The 20332-nt window shown below is 61.8% G+C and carries 16 protein-coding genes; 6 read left to right on the top strand and 10 right to left on the bottom strand.

Annotated features, from left to right (window positions below; genetic code table 11):
- Positions 1 to 152: 152 nt before the first annotated feature.
- A complete protein-coding gene (gene mutS / locus ACFSJC_RS00620; RefSeq protein ID WP_386021696.1) occupies positions 153 to 2720 on the top strand; it encodes a DNA mismatch repair protein MutS in 2568 nt (855 codons plus the stop codon).
- Between the two features lie 253 nt (positions 2721 to 2973).
- Here the strand turns inward: mutS and ACFSJC_RS00615 are convergent, their stop codons facing one another.
- The 5 genes from ACFSJC_RS00615 to ACFSJC_RS00595 form a co-directional block, all read right to left on the bottom strand.
- A complete protein-coding gene (locus ACFSJC_RS00615; RefSeq protein WP_386021693.1) occupies positions 2974 to 3753 on the bottom strand; it encodes a PP2C family protein-serine/threonine phosphatase in 780 nt (259 codons plus the stop codon).
- Positions 3754 to 3796: 43 nt separating this feature from the next.
- Complete coding sequence (locus ACFSJC_RS00610) at positions 3797 to 4531, bottom strand: DsbC family protein (protein WP_386021690.1); 735 nt, start codon at positions 4529 to 4531, stop codon at positions 3797 to 3799.
- Positions 4532 to 4543: 12 nt separating this feature from the next.
- Positions 4544 to 5026, bottom strand: coding sequence for a YajQ family cyclic di-GMP-binding protein (locus ACFSJC_RS00605; protein WP_386021687.1), 483 nt, complete (start codon positions 5024 to 5026; stop codon positions 4544 to 4546).
- A 104-nt stretch (positions 5027 to 5130) separates the two neighbouring features.
- Positions 5131 to 6027, bottom strand: coding sequence for a site-specific tyrosine recombinase XerD (xerD, locus tag ACFSJC_RS00600; RefSeq protein ID WP_465324410.1), 897 nt, complete (start codon positions 6025 to 6027; stop codon positions 5131 to 5133).
- 15 nt (positions 6028 to 6042) lie between these two features.
- On the bottom strand, positions 6043 to 6516 hold the full coding sequence (locus tag ACFSJC_RS00595; protein WP_386021684.1) for a methylated-DNA--[protein]-cysteine S-methyltransferase: 474 nt from the start codon (positions 6514 to 6516) through the stop codon (positions 6043 to 6045).
- Positions 6517 to 6692: 176 nt separating this feature from the next.
- On the opposite strand from ACFSJC_RS00595, the gene ACFSJC_RS00590 reads away from it, so the two are divergent.
- The gene (locus ACFSJC_RS00590) at positions 6693 to 7127 is read left to right on the top strand and encodes a YcgN family cysteine cluster protein (protein WP_386021682.1); all 435 of its coding nucleotides are present in this window, start codon (positions 6693 to 6695) and stop codon (positions 7125 to 7127) included.
- Positions 7128 to 7189: 62 nt separating this feature from the next.
- Here ACFSJC_RS00590 and trhP read toward each other — a convergent pair whose 3' ends face one another.
- Together trhP and ACFSJC_RS00580 are read right to left on the bottom strand one after the other, a co-directional pair.
- Positions 7190 to 8434 (bottom strand): prephenate-dependent tRNA uridine(34) hydroxylase TrhP, encoded by a 1245-nt coding sequence (gene trhP, locus ACFSJC_RS00585; protein ID WP_386021786.1) that lies wholly within the window; start codon positions 8432 to 8434, stop codon positions 7190 to 7192.
- 56 nt (positions 8435 to 8490) lie between these two features.
- Complete coding sequence (locus ACFSJC_RS00580; protein ID WP_386021679.1) at positions 8491 to 9669, bottom strand: ChaN family lipoprotein; 1179 nt, start codon at positions 9667 to 9669, stop codon at positions 8491 to 8493.
- Positions 9670 to 9803: 134 nt separating this feature from the next.
- On the opposite strand from ACFSJC_RS00580, the gene ACFSJC_RS00575 reads away from it, so the two are divergent.
- The 4 genes from ACFSJC_RS00575 (at position 9804) to ACFSJC_RS00560 (ending at position 15309) form a co-directional block, all read left to right on the top strand.
- On the top strand, positions 9804 to 11897 hold the full coding sequence (locus ACFSJC_RS00575) for a M1 family metallopeptidase (RefSeq protein ID WP_386021676.1): 2094 nt from the start codon (positions 9804 to 9806) through the stop codon (positions 11895 to 11897).
- A gap of 377 nt (positions 11898 to 12274) precedes the next feature.
- Positions 12275 to 12928, top strand: coding sequence for a CpsD/CapB family tyrosine-protein kinase (locus ACFSJC_RS00570; protein ID WP_386021673.1), 654 nt, complete (start codon positions 12275 to 12277; stop codon positions 12926 to 12928).
- A gap of 108 nt (positions 12929 to 13036) precedes the next feature.
- A complete protein-coding gene (locus ACFSJC_RS00565; RefSeq protein WP_386021670.1) occupies positions 13037 to 13768 on the top strand; it encodes a hypothetical protein in 732 nt (243 codons plus the stop codon).
- Positions 13769 to 13875: 107 nt separating this feature from the next.
- On the top strand, positions 13876 to 15309 hold the full coding sequence (locus ACFSJC_RS00560; protein WP_386021667.1) for an FG-GAP-like repeat-containing protein: 1434 nt from the start codon (positions 13876 to 13878) through the stop codon (positions 15307 to 15309).
- A 146-nt stretch (positions 15310 to 15455) separates the two neighbouring features.
- Here ACFSJC_RS00560 and soeC read toward each other — a convergent pair whose 3' ends face one another.
- The 3 genes from soeC to soeA form a co-directional block, all read right to left on the bottom strand.
- Positions 15456 to 16433, bottom strand: a complete 978-nt coding sequence (gene soeC, locus ACFSJC_RS00555; protein ID WP_386021664.1) for a sulfite dehydrogenase subunit SoeC — start codon at positions 16431 to 16433, stop codon at positions 15456 to 15458.
- A 72-nt stretch (positions 16434 to 16505) separates the two neighbouring features.
- Entirely contained in the window at positions 16506 to 17228 is a 723-nt protein-coding gene (soeB, locus tag ACFSJC_RS00550) for a sulfite dehydrogenase subunit SoeB (protein WP_386021662.1), read from the bottom strand.
- 85 nt (positions 17229 to 17313) lie between these two features.
- Positions 17314 to 20211, bottom strand: coding sequence for a sulfite dehydrogenase subunit SoeA (soeA, locus tag ACFSJC_RS00545; protein WP_386021659.1), 2898 nt, complete (start codon positions 20209 to 20211; stop codon positions 17314 to 17316).
- Positions 20212 to 20332: the final 121 nt, after the last annotated feature.

Below are 20332 nucleotides of genomic sequence, written 5' to 3'. Positions count from 1 at the left end.
TCGGACGGATTCGTAATGATCTTTGCAAGGATGGGCATTCTAGTCTGGCACCCGATCGATATCGAATCGGACCGAGAACGGCGCCTGCACATTTGCGTCCAACCGCACTAGACTAGCGACCCTTTCGACCTCCAACAGACAGAATGGATCGCATGTCCAACGATTTCTCCCAGCACACGCCCATGATGCAGCAGTACCTGCGAATCAAGGCGGACCACCCGAACATGCTGCTCTTCTACCGGATGGGGGACTTCTACGAGCTCTTCTTCGAGGATGCCGAGCGCGCCGCGCGGCTGTTGGACATCACCCTGACCAAGCGCGGCCAGTCGGCCGGCCGGCCCATCCCCATGGCGGGCGTCCCCTATCATGCCGCCGAGGGCTATCTGGCCAAACTGGTGCGCAAGGGTGTCTCGGTCGCCATCTGCGAGCAGATCGGCGATCCGGCCGCAAGCAAGGGTCCGGTCGAGCGCAAGGTGGCGCGTATCGTCACGCCCGGTACGCTGACCGACGAGGCATTGCTGGACGAGCGCCGCGAGAACCTGTTGACCGCCATCGCCGAATCGAAGGACGGATTCGGTTTGGCCGTGCTGGAACTCTCCAGCGGCCGCTTCTCGGTGTTGGAAGTGGCCAGCCGCGAGGCGCTGGCGAGCGAGCTGGAACGGCTCAAGCCCGCCGAGATTCTGGTCGACGAGGACAGCCGCCTGCCACTGGACCTGCGTCTGGAGCGCGGCGTCACCCGCCGCCCGGCCTGGCATTTCGACGCCGATTCGGCGCAACAGTCGCTGTGCGAGCAGTTCGGCACCCGCGATCTGAGCGGATTCGACTGTGCGACCCTGCCGCTCGCCATTGGCGCGGCCGGCTGTCTGCTGCAATACGTGCGCGACACCCAATTCGCCGCCCTGCCCCACATCCGTGGTCTCAGCACAGAGCAGCGCGACGAGGCGCTCATCCTCGACGCCGCGACCCGCCGCAATCTGGAGCTCACCGAAAGCCTGACAGGACGCCCCGAGCACACCCTCGCCGGCATCCTGGACCGCACCGCAACGGCCATGGGCAGCCGACTGCTGCGACGCTGGCTCAACCGTCCGCTGCGCGACCTGCAATCGGTGCGCGAGCGCCACGCGGCCATCCGCACCCTGACCGACCAGCGTCGACTCGAACCCCTGCGGGAGCATCTGTCCGAGATCGGCGATCTGGAACGCATCCTCGCCCGTGTCGCGCTGGGCTCAGCCCGACCGCGCGATCTGGCCGTGCTGCGCGACTCGCTCGCGGTGCTTCCCGTGCTGCGCGAGCAGATCGCCGGACTCGACGATCCATTGCTAACGCGCCTGGATGCCGAGATCGGCGAGCATCCCGAGATCCTGGACCTGCTGATCCGCGCGATCCTCCCGCAGCCGCCGGTCCTGATCCGCGACGGCGGCGTCATCGCACCCGGATACGATTCGGAGCTGGACCAGCTGCGCGATCTCTCGAACAACGCGGACAGGTTCCTGATCGACCTAGAGACGCGCGAACGCGAACGCACCGGAATCCCCGGACTCAAGGTCGGCTACAACCGGGTGCACGGCTATTACATCGAGCTTTCCCGCGCCCAGGCCGATCAGGTGCCGGCCGAGTACATCCGCCGCCAGACGCTCAAGGGCGCCGAACGCTACATCACGCCCGAACTCAAACGCTTCGAGGACCAGGTACTGAGCAGCCGCGAGCGGGCCCTGGCGCGCGAAAAGGCGCTCTACGAAGAACTGCTCGGCCGGCTGACCGAACGACTGGCACCGCTACAAACGAGCGCCGCCGGAATCGCCGCGCTCGATGCCATCGCCAACTTGGCCGAGCGCGCCGAGACACTGAACTGGTCATGCCCCACGCTGACCGAGGACAGCCGCATCGAGATCCGCGACGGCCGCCATCCGGTGGTCGAGCGGGTGATCGACGTCCCCTTCGTCGCCAACGATCTGCTGATGGACGCCGAACGCCGCATGCTGGTAATCACCGGCCCCAACATGGGCGGCAAGTCGACCTATATGCGCCAGAATGCGCTCATCGTGCTGCTCGCCTATGCCGGCAGCTATGTTCCGGCCGCATCGGCAACCATCGGCACGGTGGACCGTATCTTCTCGCGTATCGGCGCATCGGACGACCTGGCGGGCGGGCGTTCGACCTTCATGGTCGAGATGGAGGAGACCGCCAACATCCTGAACAACGCGACCGAGCGCAGCCTGGTGCTGATGGACGAGGTGGGACGCGGCACCAGCACCTTCGACGGACTCTCGCTGGCCTGGTCGTGCAGCATCGAGCTGGCGACCCGGATCGGCGCCTACAGCCTGTTCGCGACCCACTATTTCGAGCTGACCACCCTGCCCGACGAGCACCCAGGCATCGTCAACGTGCATCTGGACGCCGTCGAGCACGACAACTCGATCGTCTTCATGCACGCACTACGCGAAGGCCCGGCCAACCAGAGCTACGGACTGGCGGTCGCGGCCCTTGCGGGCGTTCCGTCCGAGGTGATCAAGCGCGCCCGCACCCGGCTACGCGAGCTGGAGGCTGCGGCCCATCGTCACGCCGAGCGTGAGGCCGTGCAGCTATCCCTGTTCGCATCCGAGCCGGAACCGATCCCCGAGCCTCCGGTATGCGACGCGCTACGCGAGCTGGACCCGGACGCACTGTCCCCGCGCGAGGCGCTGGCACAGCTGTATCGCCTGAAGGAGATGGTTGATTAGCCAAAGAGCTACCAGCTACCAGCTACCAGCTACCAGCTACCAGCTACCAGCTACCAGCTACCAGCTACCAGCTACCAGCTACCAGCTACCAGCTACCAGCTACCAGCTACCAGCGATTGTTCACCCAATGACTGGAATCGAGAAAGCGCAGATCGATAATGCCCCTGGAGGCTGGAGGCTGGAGGCTGGAGGCTGGAGGCTGGAGGCTGGAGGCTGGAGGCTGGAGGCTGGAGGCTGGAGGCTGGAGGCTGGATCAGCCGATACGCTCGCCGACCTTGACCAGGGCCAGCGTGATGTTGTCGGTTCCGCCGCGCTCGTTGGCCATGCGGATGAGTGCGTCGGCCGCCGCGTCGAGCGAGTTTTCGCCCACGACCATGAGGATCTGACACATCCAGTCCTCCGGGACCATGCCGGTCAGACCGTCGGTGCAGAAGACGAAGACATCCCCGCTTTGGATCTCGACCAGATCGGAGGAGACCCCGACGCCAGGGGCGGAGCCGAGCGCGCGGGTCAGGATGTTCTCGCCGATCCCGTAACGTCGGGCATCCTCGCGCGAGGTAAAGAATCCCTGATCCACGACCTCTTGGATAAATGAATGGTCGCGCGAGAGCTGAACGAACGCGCTCTCCCTCAGCCGATAGATGCGCGAATCGCCGACATGGGCAAAGGCCATCCAGTCCCACCCCAGCGATCCGACCACCACCGTCGTGCCCATCCCGGTGCACTCGGTGCGCTGCTTGCTGTGACGCCAGATGCTGATATTGGCCTCTTCGACTGCGGCCTCGACATAGAGACGCGCCTTTTCCGGGTCGGAACGCGGCGTCGAGAGACGGCCAAAACGCTCGGAGATGGTCTCGGCCGCCAAACGACTGGCCACATCCCCGGCGCTGGCGCCGCCGACGCCGTCGGCGACGACCACCAACCCCCATTCGGGGTGGACGACGACCGCATCCTCATTACGCGACCGCACCCGCCCCTTATCCGTGCGCCAGGCGAACTCCAATTCAAATGCACTGATCGGACGACGCACCATGGTTCTCGACACTAAAAAGACAGAATGAGGGTTCGTTCCCGGATCAACTGCCGGTACCGCCGTCGAGCTCAGCCGCCAGACGCTTGGGCTCCACATAGCCCGGAATCAGCTGACCATCCTCGGTCACGATGGCCGGCGTACCGCGCAACCCGATCTCCTGACCGAGCGCCATATGGGTATCGACCGGATTGTCACAGGTCTTGACCGGAATCTTCTCACCGGTCTTGGCCTTGGTCATGGCCGCGCGACGCGCATCGGCATCGCCGGCACACCAGACCGATACCGCCTCTTCATAGGCTGGACTGTTCTTGCCCGCGCGCGGGAAGAAGAGATAGCGCACGCGAATCCCCTCCTTCTCGTAGTCGGCGATCTGGCTATGCAGCTTGCGGCAATAACCGCACTCGATGTCGGTGAAGACCGTCACCGTATGCTTGGCGTCCGGCTGGCCGAAGATCACCATCTTGTCCTCGCCGACCGAATCGATCAAACGCTTGCGCGCCTCGGCCAGACGGGGCTCGGTCAGGTCCTTGCGGGTCTTCAGATCGACGATATGACCGCTCATGTAATAACGGCCGTCAGCGGTCACGTACATCAGCTCGGAGCCGGCCATCACCTCGTAGAGGCCCTTGATGGGTGACGCCTGAATGCTGGTGATCTCGATGTCCGGGATCACCTTCTTGAGCGAGGCGCGCACATCATCCTCGGGCGAGGCGAGCGCCGCGCTCGAAACCAGGGCCAGCGAACCGGCCAGCAGGGCGAAATCACGAAGTCTCAGCATGAGGAAAAGTCTCTAGTCTCTGAAATTATTGAACTGGACCGGCAGCCCCCAATCCTGCGCGCGCAAGTGCGCGATCGCCTCCTGCAGGTCGTCACGTTTCTTACCGGTGACCCGCACCTGGTCGCCTTGGATCTGGGCTTGCACCTTGAGCTTGCTGGCCTTGATGGACTTGACCATCTTCTTGGCCGTGTCGGAATCGACACCCTGTTTGAGGAGGACCTCCTGGCGGGCGGCATTGAGCGAGGAAACCGGTTCCTTGGGATCCAGGCAGTCGAGATCGACCTTCCGTTTGACCAGTTTCTGGCGAAGGATATCCATCATCTGCTGAAGGTGGAATTCCTGCTCGCCGACCATGAGGATCTTGTCGTCGGTCAACTCGAAACTGGCATCGATCCCTTTGAAGTCGAACCGCGTACCGATTTCGCGATTGGCCTGATCGACCGCGTTGCGGACCTCCTGAAGGTCGATTTCAGAGACAATATCGAAAGAGGGCATGAATGAATCTCTCGCTGGAACGCCGAAAGCGACTAACTATAACGCGTTCGGACGTCCGGTGCGTTCGCAACGGAATGGCGCCGCAAACGCGAATACCGCATGACTCATCCTCTCGGATGGTGCCGCGCATGCAACCGCTTCAGCCGCTCACGCGCCACATGGGTATAGATCTGAGTGGTTGAAAGGTCACTATGCCCCAGCAGCATCTGAACCACTCGGAGATCGGCGCCGTGATTGAGGAGATGGGTCGCGAAGGCATGGCGCAGCGTGTGCGGAGACAACGGCTTCACGACCCCTGCCTGGATGGCGTAACGCTTGATAAGCAGCCAGAATGCCTGGCGCGTCATGCAGTCGCTACGTCCGGTCGGAAAGAGATAGTCGCTGACCCGCCCGCCGAGCAGATCCATGCGCGGCCCCCGGAGATAGTCCTTCAGCCAGACGCAGGCCTCCTCTCCCAAGGGAACCAGACGCTCCTTGCCGCCCTTGCCCATGATGCGCACCACGCCCTGGGTCAGACTCACCTGACTCGGCGTCAGGGTTACCAGCTCGGTGACGCGCAAACCGCTCGCATAGAGCACCTCCAGCATGGTGCGGTCGCGATGACCGCGCGGATCCTGGGTATCCGGCGCGCCGAGCAGCGCCTCGACCTCGGACTCGCTGAGACTCTTGGGCAGCGGACGACCCAGCTTGGGCGAGTCCACGCGCGCACTGGGGTCCTCCGAGATCAAACCCCGGCGCAGCAGGTGCTGATAGAACTGCCGAAGACACGAGAGCAGACGCGCCGTCGAGCGTGGGTTGCGCCCCTGCTCGGCGAGTAGCTCCAAATACCCCAATAGATCGATCCGCCGCGCCTCCACCAATCCGTGCCCTCGCTCTCGGACCATCCAGACCGCGAAGGCACGCAGATCCGACTGATAGGCCGCCAGGGTGTTCTGACTCAGACCGCGCTCCATCCAGAGCGCATCCGCGAAACCCTCGATCACTGCCCGATCGTCGGCCATCAGCGCGCCCCCCGATCAGACATGGGCGACACCCTCGTGGCGCAACAGCCAGCGCTTCACCTCCAAGCGACGACCGCTCGTATCGCCCGCAAATCCGCCCAGTCCCTGCTTGGCCACCACCCGATGGCAGGGCACGACGATCGGACAGGGATTGGAGCGACAGGCCTGACCGACCGCGCGCGCGGCGCTTCCCAACTCATGCGCCAGATCACCATAGGTACGGGTTTCGCCGACCGGGATCGCTTGCAGCGCCGACCAAACGCGCCGCTGATAGGGCGTTCCAGCCAGTGCCAAAGGGAAATCGAAGCGGGTCTCGGAGCAGGTGAAATAGGCCTCCAGCTGCCGAGCGATCCAGCCGGGCAATGACGCCAACGAACTGGAATCCGGGCCGGCCAAACCCAGTGGCTCCAGATCGATCCCAGTCAAGGTCTCGCCCTGCCAATGGACCGCGATGGGGCCGAGGGGTGTATCGAAAAGAGAGGATGGCATCGAACATCGCCCCTGAAGCGACAGATACATCGACATTCCCGCTGGAGCCCAAGTCGATCGGGTTCCGCGTGTGTGGAGTCCGAGTATAACGCGAGCCGCACCAACGATTTCGCCCTTCCGCTATACTCGCCCGCCTGCGATGAACCACTGACGATGCACGGGCGGCGACGAGCGAGATGAACGAACCATTCTGGGAAACAACTCCACTGACAGACATGACGGCCGAGCAGTGGGAGTCGCTCTGCGACGGCTGCGGCAAGTGCTGCCTCGAAAAATTCGAGGACGAGGACACGGGCCGCATCATCTATTCGCGCGTCGCCTGCGCACTGCTGGATCTGGACAGCTGCCGCTGTAGCGACTACAGCAATCGCGCCCGATCGATGCACGACTGCGTGACGCTGACTCCGGAAACCTTAGAGAAACCCTCCTGGCTGCCCGAGACCTGCGCCTACCGGCGTCTCACCGAGGGAAGACCGCTCCCGATCTGGCATCCGCTGCTGACCGGCGATCCCCAGTCCGTCTTCGAGGCCGGTCAAGGCGTGCGCGGACGCGTCATCAGCCCAGAGACGGGGGCGAATCCACTGATGAACCTGATCGACTGGGTCGAGTGACGGTTGGAGCCCTGGATTCGACAGGGTGTCTAATCGGCTCCCGAGTCCGACTCACCTGGCGCTCAAGAGGCATCGAGCACGCGCGCAAGCAGCGACATGGATGCGGGCCGTTCGGGCAACGGAATGCGGACGCGCCAGCCGGCGCCGGGGGCGACCTCCAGTGGACCATGTTCCAAATCCAGCATGCGATCGAGCCGAAAGCGCCGATTGCCCTCGGGAGACATGAGCTCCAGTTCGTCGCCGACGGCAAAGCGGTTGCGGACCTCGATCTCGGCCCAGTCGCCCTCGCCCGGAGTCACATCCCCGACGAACAGCAGCCGCTGGTTGCGCGAGGCACCGTCGGCATAGTTCTGTAGATCGGACGCTGCGGCATGGCGCCGGTAGAAGCCTTCCGTATAGCCGCGATTGGCAAGCCCCTCCAAATCCCCGATCAGTTCGGGACGGAATGGACGACCGGCGAGCGCATCGTCGATGGCCGCGCGATAGACCTGCGCGGTCCGAGCGGCATAGTAGTGCGACTTGGTGCGCCCCTCGATCTTGAGACAGTCGATCCCCATCGCGACCAGACGCCCGACGTGCGCGACCGCCTGTAGGTCGCGCGAGTTCATGATGTAGGTGCCGTTCTCGTCCTCGAAAACCGGCAGATACTCGCCGGGACGCTTGGCCTCTTCCAGCAAATAGACCTCGTCCGCAGCCGGGTGGCGACCGCCTTCGGACGCGCCCGCGACTGGCGAAACGGCGCCCAGCCGATAGTCCCAGCGGCAGGCATTGGTACAGGACCCCTGATTGGCATCGCGATGGTTGAAATAGCCCGAGAGCAGACAGCGTCCCGAATAGGCGACACAGAGCGCACCATGGACGAAGACCTCCAGCTCGATATCCGGACAGGCGTCGCGGATCTCGGCGATCTCGTCGAGCGAGAGTTCGCGCGAGAGGATGACGCGCGTCAGCCCCTGGCTCGCCCAGAAGCGCACGGACGCGGCATTGACCGTATTGGCCTGGACCGAGAGATGGATCGGCATCTCGGGCCAGCGCTCCCGGACCAGCATGATCAGTCCAGGATCGGCCATGATGAGCGCATCCGGTCCGAGCGCCAGGATGGGTGCCATATCGTCGAGAAAGGTACGCAGCTTGGCCCCGTGCGGCATGAGGTTGGCCGCGAGATAGAAGCGCCGGCCCTGGGCGTGCGCCTCGGCGATCCCGAGCCCCAGGTTCTCCAGATCGAAGTCGTTGTTGCGCACCCGCAGGCTGTAGCGCGGGAGCCCGGCATAGACCGCATCGGCACCGTAGGCGAAGGCGTAGCGCATGTTGCGCGGGGTTCCGGCCGGCGACAGCAGCTCCGGCCGGCGATCGAGGGACGTCGTCAATGCAGTTCAACCTCAAGGGTCAGGCGTTGGTCGCCGCCGACCAACCGTTTACGCAACACCTCGACGGACAGACGCTGTCCAGGTGAGGCGTCGAGCAACGCGATGCGAATGTCAGCATAGCGGGCAACCGGCTGTCCCTCGATGCTCAGGATGCGATCGCCCTCATCCATCCCGGCCGCCTTGGCCCCGCTGCCCTCGCCAAGGCCGACCACTCGGACGCCCTCGCCCGGCGTGTCTTCGTCGAGCTGGATGCCAAGCAGCCCGGAGGCCGGCAGCTCGACCGAGGCCGGAAATAGGAAATAATCGGCGGCCTCTCGATCCAAGGCGCGATCGGTCCCGTTGAGCACGACGGCCGCCGGCGCCGGAACGCGGCGCAGCAGACGCTGGGGAATCCCTTGCCCATATTCCAGGTGTCCAGCACCGGCCAGCACCACCAGGGTGCGATCCGGATGCGCCTTCAGATACTTGGCAGCGCGCTCGGCCATGCCCTCGTCCCACAACAGCTGCACCACCAGGAAATGCTCGAAGTTGCGATGCTCGGCGCCCGGATGCTGATCGAAGACCGCACGCAGGCGGTCACGATAGGCGGGATCCCCGCGATCGATCTCGGCCGGGATCGACGTGCGATCGGCCGCGTCGAGTCCATCGATCCCGAGCGCGCCGACCTTGCCGGTCAGCTCGGCGGGCAGATTGAGCGCGATCAGCGGAATTTTATGGGCGCGCGCATAGCGCAGGATCGGACGATAGAGTCGATAATCGAAACGCCAGCGGTCGAAATACTGGGTCCGGCGCAACAGCTCGACCTCGTCGATTCGGCCGGCGACATAGTCGTCGAGGGCGCCCTGAAAGGGCTGCTGGAAGCACTCCATGCCGATCGCGAGCCTCTTACCCCGAGCGACCAATCCCTGAATGATGGCCAACTGGTTCAGATGGTCCGCATAACGGTCGTGGCGTTCGCCGACGAAGACCAGCCGCCGATCGGCCAGGCGCCCGATCAGCCAGTCCATACCCAGCAGGCGCGCCGACTCGACCACCCGAGTGTCGTTAGCCGCCAGCGCGTCCTTCGCATCGTGGGCGAAGGTCGTCCGATCCGCCATGCTCGTCGAGCAGGCCAGACCACCGAACCCAAACAGTGTGGCCGCGAGGACCATGGCCGAATGTGTGTTGTGAGACACGCGTTCTCCCAGCCGCCATCGAAACGGGCGGCCTCCTTATGGTTGCGGCATCCATAGATGGGTGCCTGTTCTTGAATCGTTCCCATCCCTCGGTCATTCTCATCCAGAGACCGCCGAACCCGAAAGGATATCCAATGTTTCCGCACAGATTCCCAGCATTCCAGTTCGCCGCACCGCTCGTCCTCATCGCGCTCGCGCTCATGCCGCCTGTCGCGCATGCGACCGAAGCAGCAGTCATAGAACACCGGCTGAGCGTCAATCTCGACCCGGCTGCCGGTCGCATCAGGGTCCAGGATCAGATGCGGTTCCCCGAGGGCCGGGACGCATGGACGCTTTTGCTGCACGCGGGGCTCGATCCAAAGGTCGCATCCAACAACGCCGAGCTGATCCCAAATGGCCACTGGCGACACCTGGAACGCTTCATCCTGCGGCCAAGCCAAACCGGACCCGTCACTCTAACCTATGGCGGCACCATCCAGCACGGCTTGCAGCCGATCGACGACGGCATGGGTCGCACCCGGCACGCCTCCACCGGCACCATCCAGCCGGACGGGGTCTTCCTCGACGGCAACAGCGCCTGGTATCCGCAGGTGCCGGACACGCTGCAGCGCTTCGCGCTCGACGTCGCGCTTCCGACCGGCTGGATCGCCGTCTCGCAAGGCGCAGGTCCCGGCGACCCCGCATCCGGACATTCGGTCTGGCGAGAAGCGCAGCCACAGGACGACATCTATCTGGTCGCAGCCCCCTTCGAGCTCTACCGCAAGCACGCGAACGGTCTCGACGCCCAGGTCTATCTGCGCCACCCCGACCCCGAACTGGCGCAACGTTATCTGGATGCAACGCTGCGCTACGTGCGTTTCTACTCCGACCTGATCGGCCCCTACCCCTACGCCAAGTTCGCCCTGGTCGAGAATTTCTGGGAAAGCGGCTACGGCATGCCTTCTTTCGCCCTGCTCGGCTCCCAGGTCATCCGCCTGCCATTCATCATCGACACCTCATTCCCGCATGAAATCCTGCACAACTGGTGGGGCAACGGCGTCTATATCGATGCGGCGTCGGGCAACTGGAGCGAGGGCATCACCAATTATCTGGCCGACTACTGGATGAAAGAACAGCAAGGCCAAGGTGCCGAGCAACGTCGAGCCATGCTCAAGGACTATGCCGACTACGTCCGCACCAGCCAGGATTATCCATTGACGGAATTTCGTGCCAATCACGGATCGGCCTCGCAGTCGATCGGTTACGACAAGGGGGCCATGTTCTTCCATATGCTGCGACGCCAACTGGGCGATGAGACCTTCAAACAGGGGCTGCGCCGCTTCTATCGCGACAACCGATTCCGCGCCGCCGGCTATGCCGATTGGCGCCTGGCCTTCGAGTCGGTCAGCGGGCGCGATCTCGGCAACTTTTTCTCCGCCTGGACGCAACGCACCGGCGCCCCGAGACTTGAGCTGAGAGACACCAACAGCCGGCGGACGAATGCCGGATTCGAGGTCACCGGAACCATCGGTCAAGCACAGCCTGAAGCGCCTTTCCCGCTGGAGATTCCGATCCTCATCGAACAACGCGACGGGGCGCCCGTGCGACTGAAGATCGCGAGCGATGCGCGCGAAACGGCCTTCAGCGCCACACTCGATTCGGCGCCGACCCGGGTCGCCGTCGACCCGGAGTTCGATCTCTTCCGCCAGCTGCGTGCAGGCGAAACACCGGCAACCCTGAGCACTTTATTCGGATCCGAACAAGGCACCGTCATCCTGCCGACCAGGGCGTCGAAGGCGCTCCTGCAAGGCTATCGCCAGCTCGCCGAGACCTGGGTGCGAACACGCCCAGACTGGACGATCCGCAACGACACGGATATCTCGGAGCTGCCAAACACCGGCCCCGTGCTGCTGCTCGGCTGGGAGAATGCCATGTTCGACAGGTTCACCGCCGATCCCAAGGGTTTCGCGCTGAAACAGGCCTCAGGCCACCTCAGGGTCGCGGAAACGCCGATCGACCCGCGTTCGGACAGCCTGGTACTGATCCGTCTGCACCAGGGTCGCTCGCTCGCCTGGCTGGCAACCGAAGACGCCCAGACGCTTCCAGCACTCGCGCGCAAGGTTCCGCACTATGGACGCTACAGCTATCTCGTCTTCGCTGGTCCGGAGGCCACCAACCGTCTCAAAGGGCAGTGGCCATCCGGTGACTCGGCGCTCGCCCATCGTTTCGACGCGCCCGAACGCCCCTGACTCCGAGCCCCCTCGCAACGATTCAGGTCGCCCCAAACTCGGATAAGACATCGCACGCCCAGACACCAAGCGCCACTCATGCCGACTGAGAAGGATGAGGACAGCAAGAACCGACTTTCCAGCTGAGAGGGCGCAAAGGGCGGACCGATCCTATACTGAATCGCAAGGACGCTCCGACCTAATTCAGCGAATTCGATTGATGGTAGCGTTTTCTGGAGCGGGAACAGAACAACAACGGGATCCCTGGATGCCAAATAACAACCACCACGCCCACACCCGAATGAGCGGCATTCAACCTGCGATCGGCATTGACGCAAACTCTAAAGCACTCCGCCGCGAACCAATCAAGCCATAGTGAAAAACGGGAATTAGCGAACATGACCGAACTTGACGCGAATAATCGCAAAGCGCTGGAGCAAATCGCCGAGATTAAACGAATACTCGTCGCGATCGAGCATGCATTGAAAGGAAATCGGCCAACAACGATCTTGTGTACGAGCGCGACCACTGGTGAGGGCAAGAGTTTACTCATGTCCTCACTCGCCACCACCTCTGCGCTCATGAAGGAATCCCGTGCGGTCCTCATCGACCTCAACTGGTACAGGCCCGCAATACATCGCTTTTTCGGTGTGGAGTTGATGCATCCGCTGGAACGATTCCAAAACGCGGATCTCGCCGACCTGACCTTGAGACCCGACGGCTATGACTTGGACGTTCTTCTTGCCCCAACCGATCATGAAACGCATCAGCGCACGAGCAGCGACCTGCTTCTCATTGGACAGCGGCTGATCGAGCAGGCGAAAGACACGTATGATCTCGTACTAATCGATGGCGGCGCAATCTTCCCAACGAATCGAATGATGATGGACCCAGTCATGCTCGCGCGCATGGTCGACGGAGTCATCATGGTCGTCATGAATGGAGTGACCCCGCGACAGAGTGTAAGAAAGGCGTGCAAGGCACTGGAGATTTCCGGAGTGAACATCATCGGAGCGGTAACCAATCAGCGAGGTCTATCGAAGCGCAGGTAACGGTGCATCGCTGACGAAGAGCCAGTCACGCCGCTCCGAAATTCAAACCCTCTCATAGCGAGCGAAAACCGCATCGCTCAGGCCACACCAAATACGGATAACGACACCATGCACTTCAATGTCAAACGCCTTTTGACCGCATTAAACACGCATCGAAAATGGCTACCTTTGGCCTTACTCCCGCCATTCATCTATTTAGCCTCGGCGACTTTATCGGAGCGTGCCGTAACCGTAACGCAAACGTTTTCGTATTCCGGAAACGTTCTCATCGCGAAGAACCCAGTGGTTTCGATCGATCTCAACGAGTTGATCGCGAGCCCTGACCTCTTATTCCAGGAAGGTTTCGCCCTCACGGATTTATCACGAAAGGCCGAACTCCTACAAAAGGCCAACTTTGCGACCGACAACACAACGGACCTCCGCCGACTCGTCTATAAATCACTAAACTTGTCGAAGGTTGGCGACTCGGATTTGCAACTCGCGTATCAGGGATCCCAAGAGGCGCTGGGGCGTTACTTGGTCGATTACTATAGCGATCGCCTCATGACCAGACACAAAGAAGCCTTACAGCACGCCAAGCGGCCTATCGGAGTGGCTCCCAGCCTAGACAGGGGTGCACTCACGATCGACTCTCGCCTGGTTTTTTGGAATCCCGATCGACTGCCGCGCGCATTTTGGGTCTTGATCGTCTCGATGTTAGCGATGATGGCTGCAATCGCAATCCGCGAATTCTCGGACCCGGCATTCAAATCCGAACGCCAAATCGCACGTTATCTTGGCCTACCCATTCTGGGAGCACTTCCGGACGCCGAGCCCCTGACAAAACGACTCAATCATTAACATGATGATCGCGTCACACCTAAAATCAGAGCACGCGATCACATCGCGATTTCTGATGGAGTTCAGACATGAAGAGCCGAACGAATCGCCTACAGTTGACATGCCTCATGGCTACCGCCCTAGCCTCCAGCAGTGCCCTAAGCCAGCCCAACTCCATTACCATCGAATGGGACCCTGTCGATGACACGCGTGTAACGAACTATGAACTCTACTATGGTACACAAACGGGAGATTACGAAAATCCACCCATCGAATTAGGCAAACACACGACCACCTATACCTTTTCCGATCTCGATTCACTCCAAGTCTATTATTTCGCCATCAAAGCCACGGACGGGCAGAATGAAACATCCGATTTCTCGAACGAAATCACATCTGGAGAATTTCGCTATGTTCTTGGAGCGAAATCCGGCGATGGGGAGGCCGGATGGGTCGAGATCGATAACAAGAACAAGGAACTGGAGCGCACCCTATCCGTCGGCCCGCAGAGATTTCTTCAGACTGAAGGGGATTCGAGAGTCGCGGTCGGCGATATCGATGGTGACGGTCGCGACGAGGTGGTTATTGGCTATGCCGCTCGGGACGGACAACCCCCATTGGAAGGCTCATTCCAAGTTCTCGACGATGATTTTTCCGTTCTCGCCTGGGGAACTGTCTCTTGGCCTGAATACAACTCGACGAGCGGCGAAACATATCCGGCGATCGGCGATATCGACGGCGACGGTCGAGACGAGATCGTCATCGGCCTCGGAACCGGCGGCTTGGGCATGATGGAAGTGTTCGGTTACAAAAACGGCGCCTTGACGTCGCTCGGCTGGACGGCGGTTGACTGGCCCGAATATTTCGCGGCTGGAGGTAAGACGTTTCCCGCACTCGGTGACATCGACGGCGATGGGCGTGACGATCTAGTCGTTGGATTCGCAGGAATCGATGGCAACCCGAACATCATGCCTGGAGGTATTTTCGTCGTTCAGAAAGGCATCGCGCTAGACAAGAAGGCATTGACCACCCCCGAAGCGATTCGTAATGTCGCCAAGGATCGACTTCTCCGAGTCGAAGACACGGTCAGTGGCGATCTCACCTGGAGCAGTTACGCCTCTCAGATCGGCGAAACTCGTCCTGCGCTCGGCGATATCGATGGCGATGGTCGGGACGAGGTCATCATCGGCCTCGGGTCGGCCGGAGACGGACTCGTGGAGGTCTTCGACTATCAATCCAACGCACTCGTGTCCAAGGGACTTGCCGGAGTCAACATGCCGAATTACGACTTCGTCAATGGTGAGACCCGCCCAGCGGTCGGCGATGTCGATCTTGATGGAAGAGGCGAAATTCTCGTCGGCCTAGGAGCAGGAAGCCACGGAGTCATCGGAGTGCTAGACGACGCCACGCAAGGCTTCGTTTCCCTGGATAGCTTTCAGGGCAACTCGTACTCCGTCGGGTACGAGGACGCTGGGTTCTGGCCTGCGCTCAAGCACGAAGTAAACAGACCCATCAACGCTTCCGGCCAAGGAGCATCACGCGAAAGCTATCAGTCCCGATGAGACGTGAGCGCGTGAGCACTCCCCAGTGACGAAGGGGCGAGAGTCCCGGAGTCGCACAGGCAAAATACAGAGCCCTCGTTGAAAGGACATAACGAAGTGGCAGGAGCGATTTCAGACCTCGACTCCAAGCGAGGCCGGCACGAGACTCATGCCACCGACTGGTAGTAAAGATTCTGCGGATGGCGCGCCTCGGCAAAAAAGGACCAGCGTTCCAGCATCAAGCCCACGAACTGGATAGCAAAGGCCAGAATCGGGAGCGTCGAGGACTCGGTGACATAGGCGGCGCCGATCAGCAGGATGGGAGCCGGGAAAACCAGGACCAGGAAGCAATAACGGATCAGAATCAGGACCTTGGAATCCCGGCCATGGAAGAACTCGCGCGTATTGAAGCTCCCGCCGGTCGCGCCTTGAGCCATCTGGTTCAAGGCGGTGTGACGCACACCGATGGCCGTCTGAACGGTGCTCTTGTGCTTGATGCGCGCATTGCGCAGAAGATGGGCGAGACGCGAGCCCAATGCGACGACGGTCAGAATGGCCGCCCAGGTGCCGTAGAAGGTCACCAGCGGATTGCCGACGTAGGCGGAATAGGCCGCAGCCAGCATGAATCCGGAGGCTGCTCCGAAAAAGATGAAATTGGTCACCGTCAGGGGGGTGTGCCACTCCTCAAGGAATTTGACCCCGGCATAGATCATGGCGGTGCAGACATAGAGCGCGAAGCTTGCGACCGTTCCCAGCAGACCGAGCAAGAGCGTCACATCGACATCAAGCGACTGACCGACCCGGAACAGCGGCTGCGTCCAGTCGAGCAGATGGGCGATGCCATAGGCGAAGACCAACGCCATGACCACCGGAAGCACGATGACCTCGCGTGACAGCCAGGATGTCTTCCACATGGCGGCAGCGCGCCAGGCGCGTTCGGGACGCCCCAGATGAAAGAAGGAGGCAACCAGACCGGCGATCAGCAGAACCAGCGCGACCAGACTGCCGATCGCGTAGAACTGCTCCTCCTGCCGTGGCAAAAAACGGGCAACCGCATACAACTGCCCCGTAACCATGGCCAGATAGAGACCCTGACCGGCACCGATCAACGTGGTCAGGAAGATGACAGAAAGGGCTGGATGCATGGCGATGGGTCCTGGTAAATGTCCGATATCCGGGGTGTGCGCGGGCAAAGGCGCCGCATCGGCGACGCTGGCCTACCAGGCCACATCGTCGAGCGTCTCCTCCCCCGTGTAGCTGGTGAGATCTTCCTTGCGCAACGGGTTGTCGACACGCGTGAGCTCGTCCGGATCGATATGTATCCGAGTCTTCTGGCGAGGCAGATAGTGATTCGCCGGCTTGGTCCCCCACTCCGGCATCAGTTGATAGCCACCATGCTCGCGGATCGCCACCGAAACCTCCGAATCCGGATCGTGGACATCCCCGAAGAGCCGTGCGCTCGCTGGGCACGCCAGCACGCAAGCCGGCTTGCGATCCCGTTCGGAGAGCTTGGGGTCGGTAATGCGATCGATGCACAGCGTACATTTCTTCATCACCTTCTGCTCGGCATCCAGTTCGCGCGCGCCGTAGGGGCACGCCCAGGAACAATACTTGCAGCCGATGCATTTGTCGTAGTCGACCAGCACCACGCCGTTGTCGGCGCGCTTGTAGGACGCACCGGTCGGACACACGGGAACGCAAGGCGGCTCCTCGCAATGCAGGCAGCTCTTGGGGAAATGCACCGTCTCCGTATTAGGATAGGTTCCGACCTCGAAGGTCTGCACGCGATTGAAAAAGGTCCCGTTGGGCGAAGCGCCATAGGGATTCTGATCGACCATCGGTCCGGCCCACCCGGAGGTGTTCCACTCCTTGCAGGACGTGACGCAGGCATGGCAGCCGACACAGACGTTGAGATCGATCACGAGCGCGAGTTGAGTCATATTTCAGCCTCCAGCCCCCAACTCCCGGCCGCTGGCTCGCAGCGCGATACCGGCGATCGGAAGTGACGAACTGGTCGTTGGGGGTTCATTTCTTGCCGAAGACGCCGGCGACGTAGGCCTGCCATTTGCCGCGTTTCTTCTCCTGTCCAGGCAGACGCGGCATCGCCTTGAACTGCGGTGAGGTCGTCTTGGCCTCGCCGTCTTCCGCCTTGTAGACCCGTACCCGTACATCGAACCAAGCCGCCTGGCCCGTCACCGGATCTGAGTTGGAGAGATGGTCCCCCGCCGCGCTGGGCGGAAGTTCCTCGGCGATGACATGATTCAACAGGAAGCCCTTGCGCGACTCGTCCGCGTCGGCGCTCAACCCCCAGGCACCCGATGCCTTGCCGATGGCATTCCAGGTCCAAACGGTGCCAGGCTCGACCGCCTCCGAGAAGCGGCACATACAGCGCACCTTGCCATGGGGCGACTCGACCCAGACCCAATCGCCATCCCCGAAGCCGTTCGAGAGTCCGACCCGAGGACTCATGAACAGATAGTTATGGCTATGGATCTGGCGCAGCCAGGCATTCTGGCTATCCCAGCTGTGATACATGGCCATCGGGCGCTGGGTTAGGGCGTTGAGCGGATAGCGCCGGGTGTCGATCAGCTGAGACTCCAGCGGATCGTAATAGAAGGGCAAGGGATCGAAGAAGGTCTCGACCCGCTCGCGCAGACGCTCGGGCGGAATCCGCCCCGGCCACTTGCCCTGGGCCGCGAGCCGGAACTTCTGCAGCACCTCGGAATAGAGATGCAGATTGATCGGCTCGGCATAGCGGATCATGCCGTGCGCGCGTGCCCAGTGCAGATAGCCCTTGTTCCAGTTGCGCATGTACTGGTAATTGCGCGGCAGCTCGTAATGGAAGACGCAACCGTTCTGGGCATACATCTCCCACTGGCGCGGATTGGGCTCGCCCTTGAGCACCTTGTCGCCGCTCTGACCGCGCCAACCGGCCAGGAAACCGATACCCGAACCAGGCGAGGTCTCGTAATTGACGACGAAGTCGGGATAGTCGCGGAATTTACGGCTGCCGTCTTCCTTGGTGAACGCTGGCAGCTTGAGCCGCGACCCGAGTTCGACCAACACATCCTGGAAGGGCTTGCAGTCGCCCTTGGGCGGCAGGATCGGAATCCGCACCGCATCGACCGGTCCATCGAATTCGGAGATGGGACGGTCGAGCATGGAGAACGCATCGTGGCGCTCCAGATAGCTGGTGTCCGGCAGCACCAGATCGGCAAAGGCCACGGTCTCAGAGGCAAAGGTGTCGCACACCACCAGAAAGGGGATCTTGTATTCGCCGTTCGGATGCTTGTCGACCAGCATCTTGCGCACCTCGACCGTGTTCATGGTCGAGTTCCAGGCCATATTGGCCATGAAGAGAAAGAGCGTGTCGATCGGATAGGGGTCGCCGCGCCAGGCGTTGGTGATGACGTTGTGCATCAACCCGTGAACCGAGAGCGGATACTCCCAGGAGAAGGCCTTGTCGAGACGCACCGCCTCGCCGTCCGCGTCGACGAAGAGATCGTCGGGCTTGGCCGGCCAACCGAGCGGCATCCCATCGAGCGGGGTGTTCGGCTGCACCGCCTCGGGACCATGCGGCGGCTTGGGACAAGGTGGAATGGGGCGCGGAAAGGGTGCCTTGTGTCGAAAGCCACCGGGACGATCGATGGTCCCGAGCAGGGTCATCAGGATGCCGAGGGTCCGAATCGTGTGAAAGCCATTGGAATGCGCAGCCAGTCCGCGCATGGCATGGAATGAAACCGGATTGCCCGTGACCGACTCATGCTCGTTGTCCCAACAGTCGGTCCATTTGATCGGCAGCTCAATCTTCTGATCCCGCGCCGTGACGCCCATCTCGTGGGCCAGACGACGGATGGTCTCGGCTGGAATACCGGTGATCGGCGCCGCCCATTCCGGGGTGTATTGCTCGACCCGCTCCTTCAGCAGCTGGAAGGACGGCTTGACCGGCGTGCCATCGGGGAGCACGTAGCTGCCCATGAGACGCGGATCGGCACCAGGCGTGTGGGTGCTGATAGGGCCGTTGATGTCGCGATCCCACCAGAGCTTGTTCTGCGGATCGAAACAGCCCTCCTCCACATGCATCTCGGCACGATAGAAGAGACCGTGATTCTCACGCTCCGGGTCGTCCACGACCAGCTCGGCCGAGTTGGTGTACTGAACCAGGAACTCGCGGTCGAAGAGTCCCTTGCTGATGATCTCGTGGACGATAGCCAACAGCAGGGCGCCGTCGGTGCCCGGCTTGATCGGCACCCACTCGTCAGCGATCGCCGAGTAGCCGGTGCGAATCGGATTGATCGACACGAAACGCCCGCCACGCCGTTTGAACTCGGAGATGGCGATCTTGAGCGGGTTGGAGTGATGGTCCTCGGCGGTGCCGATCATCACGAACAGCTTGGAGCGCTCGAGGTCCGGCCCGCCGAACTCCCAGAAGGAGCCCCCCATGGTATAGATGAGACCCGCAGCCATGTTGACCGAGCAGAAGCCGCCGTGCGCCGCATAGTTCGGTGTCCCGTACTGCTTGGCGAAGAGTCCGGTCAGGGCCTGCATCTGATCGCGACCGGTGAAGAGCGCGAATTTCTTGGGGTCCTCGGCGCGCAGCTTGGCGAGACGCTCTTCGAGCATTCCGAACGCCTCATCCCAGGAGATCACCTCGAAGGCGCTCTCGCCACGCTCGGCACCCGGCTTGCGCCGCAGCGGTTTGGTGATCCGCCCCGGCGAATACTGCTTCATGATCCCCGAACTGCCCTTGGCGCAGATGACGCCCTTGTTCAACGGGTGCTTGGGGTTGCCATCGATGTAGCGGACCTCGCCGTCGCGCAGGTGGACACGGATGCCGCATCGGCAGGCGCACATGTAACACGTCGTTTCCTTGACCTCGACCCGGCCGATCGTGCTGTCCGAGTGGCTGACTGGATCCTGCATGGGGACACCTTCTGGCGGAATGCGGCGATAGATTTACCGCATTCTAATATTCGCGCAGTGGATGTTTCAAACCCACGCAATACTCGGCATTGATTTCGCCAAAAAAGAAAAAGGGCCGCAA

Origin of the sequence: Thiorhodococcus fuscus (assembly GCF_042682685.1) — a bacterium.
GTDB classification, from domain to species: Bacteria; Pseudomonadota; Gammaproteobacteria; order Chromatiales; family Chromatiaceae; genus Imhoffiella; species Imhoffiella fuscus.
The sequence above is the reverse complement of the archived record's forward strand: the minus strand, read 5'-3'. Positions and strand labels throughout refer to the sequence as shown.

Coding starts and splice junctions, on each gene's coding strand:
- ACFSJC_RS00595 (WP_386021684.1), bottom strand. CDS start 6,516: ATGCCATCCTCTCTTTTCGATACACCCCTCGGCCCCATCGCGGTCCAT.
- soeB (WP_386021662.1), bottom strand. CDS start 17,228: ATGACTCAACTCGCGCTCGTGATCGATCTCAACGTCTGTGTCGGCTGC.
- ACFSJC_RS00570 (WP_386021673.1), top strand. CDS start 12,275: ATGACCGAACTTGACGCGAATAATCGCAAAGCGCTGGAGCAAATCGCC.
- xerD (WP_465324410.1), bottom strand. CDS start 6,027: ATGGCCGACGATCGGGCAGTGATCGAGGGTTTCGCGGATGCGCTCTGG.
- mutS (WP_386021696.1), top strand. CDS start 153: ATGTCCAACGATTTCTCCCAGCACACGCCCATGATGCAGCAGTACCTG.
- ACFSJC_RS00560 (WP_386021667.1), top strand. CDS start 13,876: ATGGCTACCGCCCTAGCCTCCAGCAGTGCCCTAAGCCAGCCCAACTCC.
- soeC (WP_386021664.1), bottom strand. CDS start 16,433: ATGCATCCAGCCCTTTCTGTCATCTTCCTGACCACGTTGATCGGTGCC.
- ACFSJC_RS00590 (WP_386021682.1), top strand. CDS start 6,693: ATGAACGAACCATTCTGGGAAACAACTCCACTGACAGACATGACGGCC.
- soeA (WP_386021659.1), bottom strand. CDS start 20,211: ATGCAGGATCCAGTCAGCCACTCGGACAGCACGATCGGCCGGGTCGAG.
- ACFSJC_RS00605 (WP_386021687.1), bottom strand. CDS start 5,026: ATGCCCTCTTTCGATATTGTCTCTGAAATCGACCTTCAGGAGGTCCGC.
- ACFSJC_RS00565 (WP_386021670.1), top strand. CDS start 13,037: ATGCACTTCAATGTCAAACGCCTTTTGACCGCATTAAACACGCATCGA.
- ACFSJC_RS00575 (WP_386021676.1), top strand. CDS start 9,804: ATGTTTCCGCACAGATTCCCAGCATTCCAGTTCGCCGCACCGCTCGTC.
- ACFSJC_RS00615 (WP_386021693.1), bottom strand. CDS start 3,753: ATGGTGCGTCGTCCGATCAGTGCATTTGAATTGGAGTTCGCCTGGCGC.
- trhP (WP_386021786.1), bottom strand. CDS start 8,434: ATGCGCTACGCCTTCGCCTACGGTGCCGATGCGGTCTATGCCGGGCTC.
- ACFSJC_RS00610 (WP_386021690.1), bottom strand. CDS start 4,531: ATGCTGAGACTTCGTGATTTCGCCCTGCTGGCCGGTTCGCTGGCCCTG.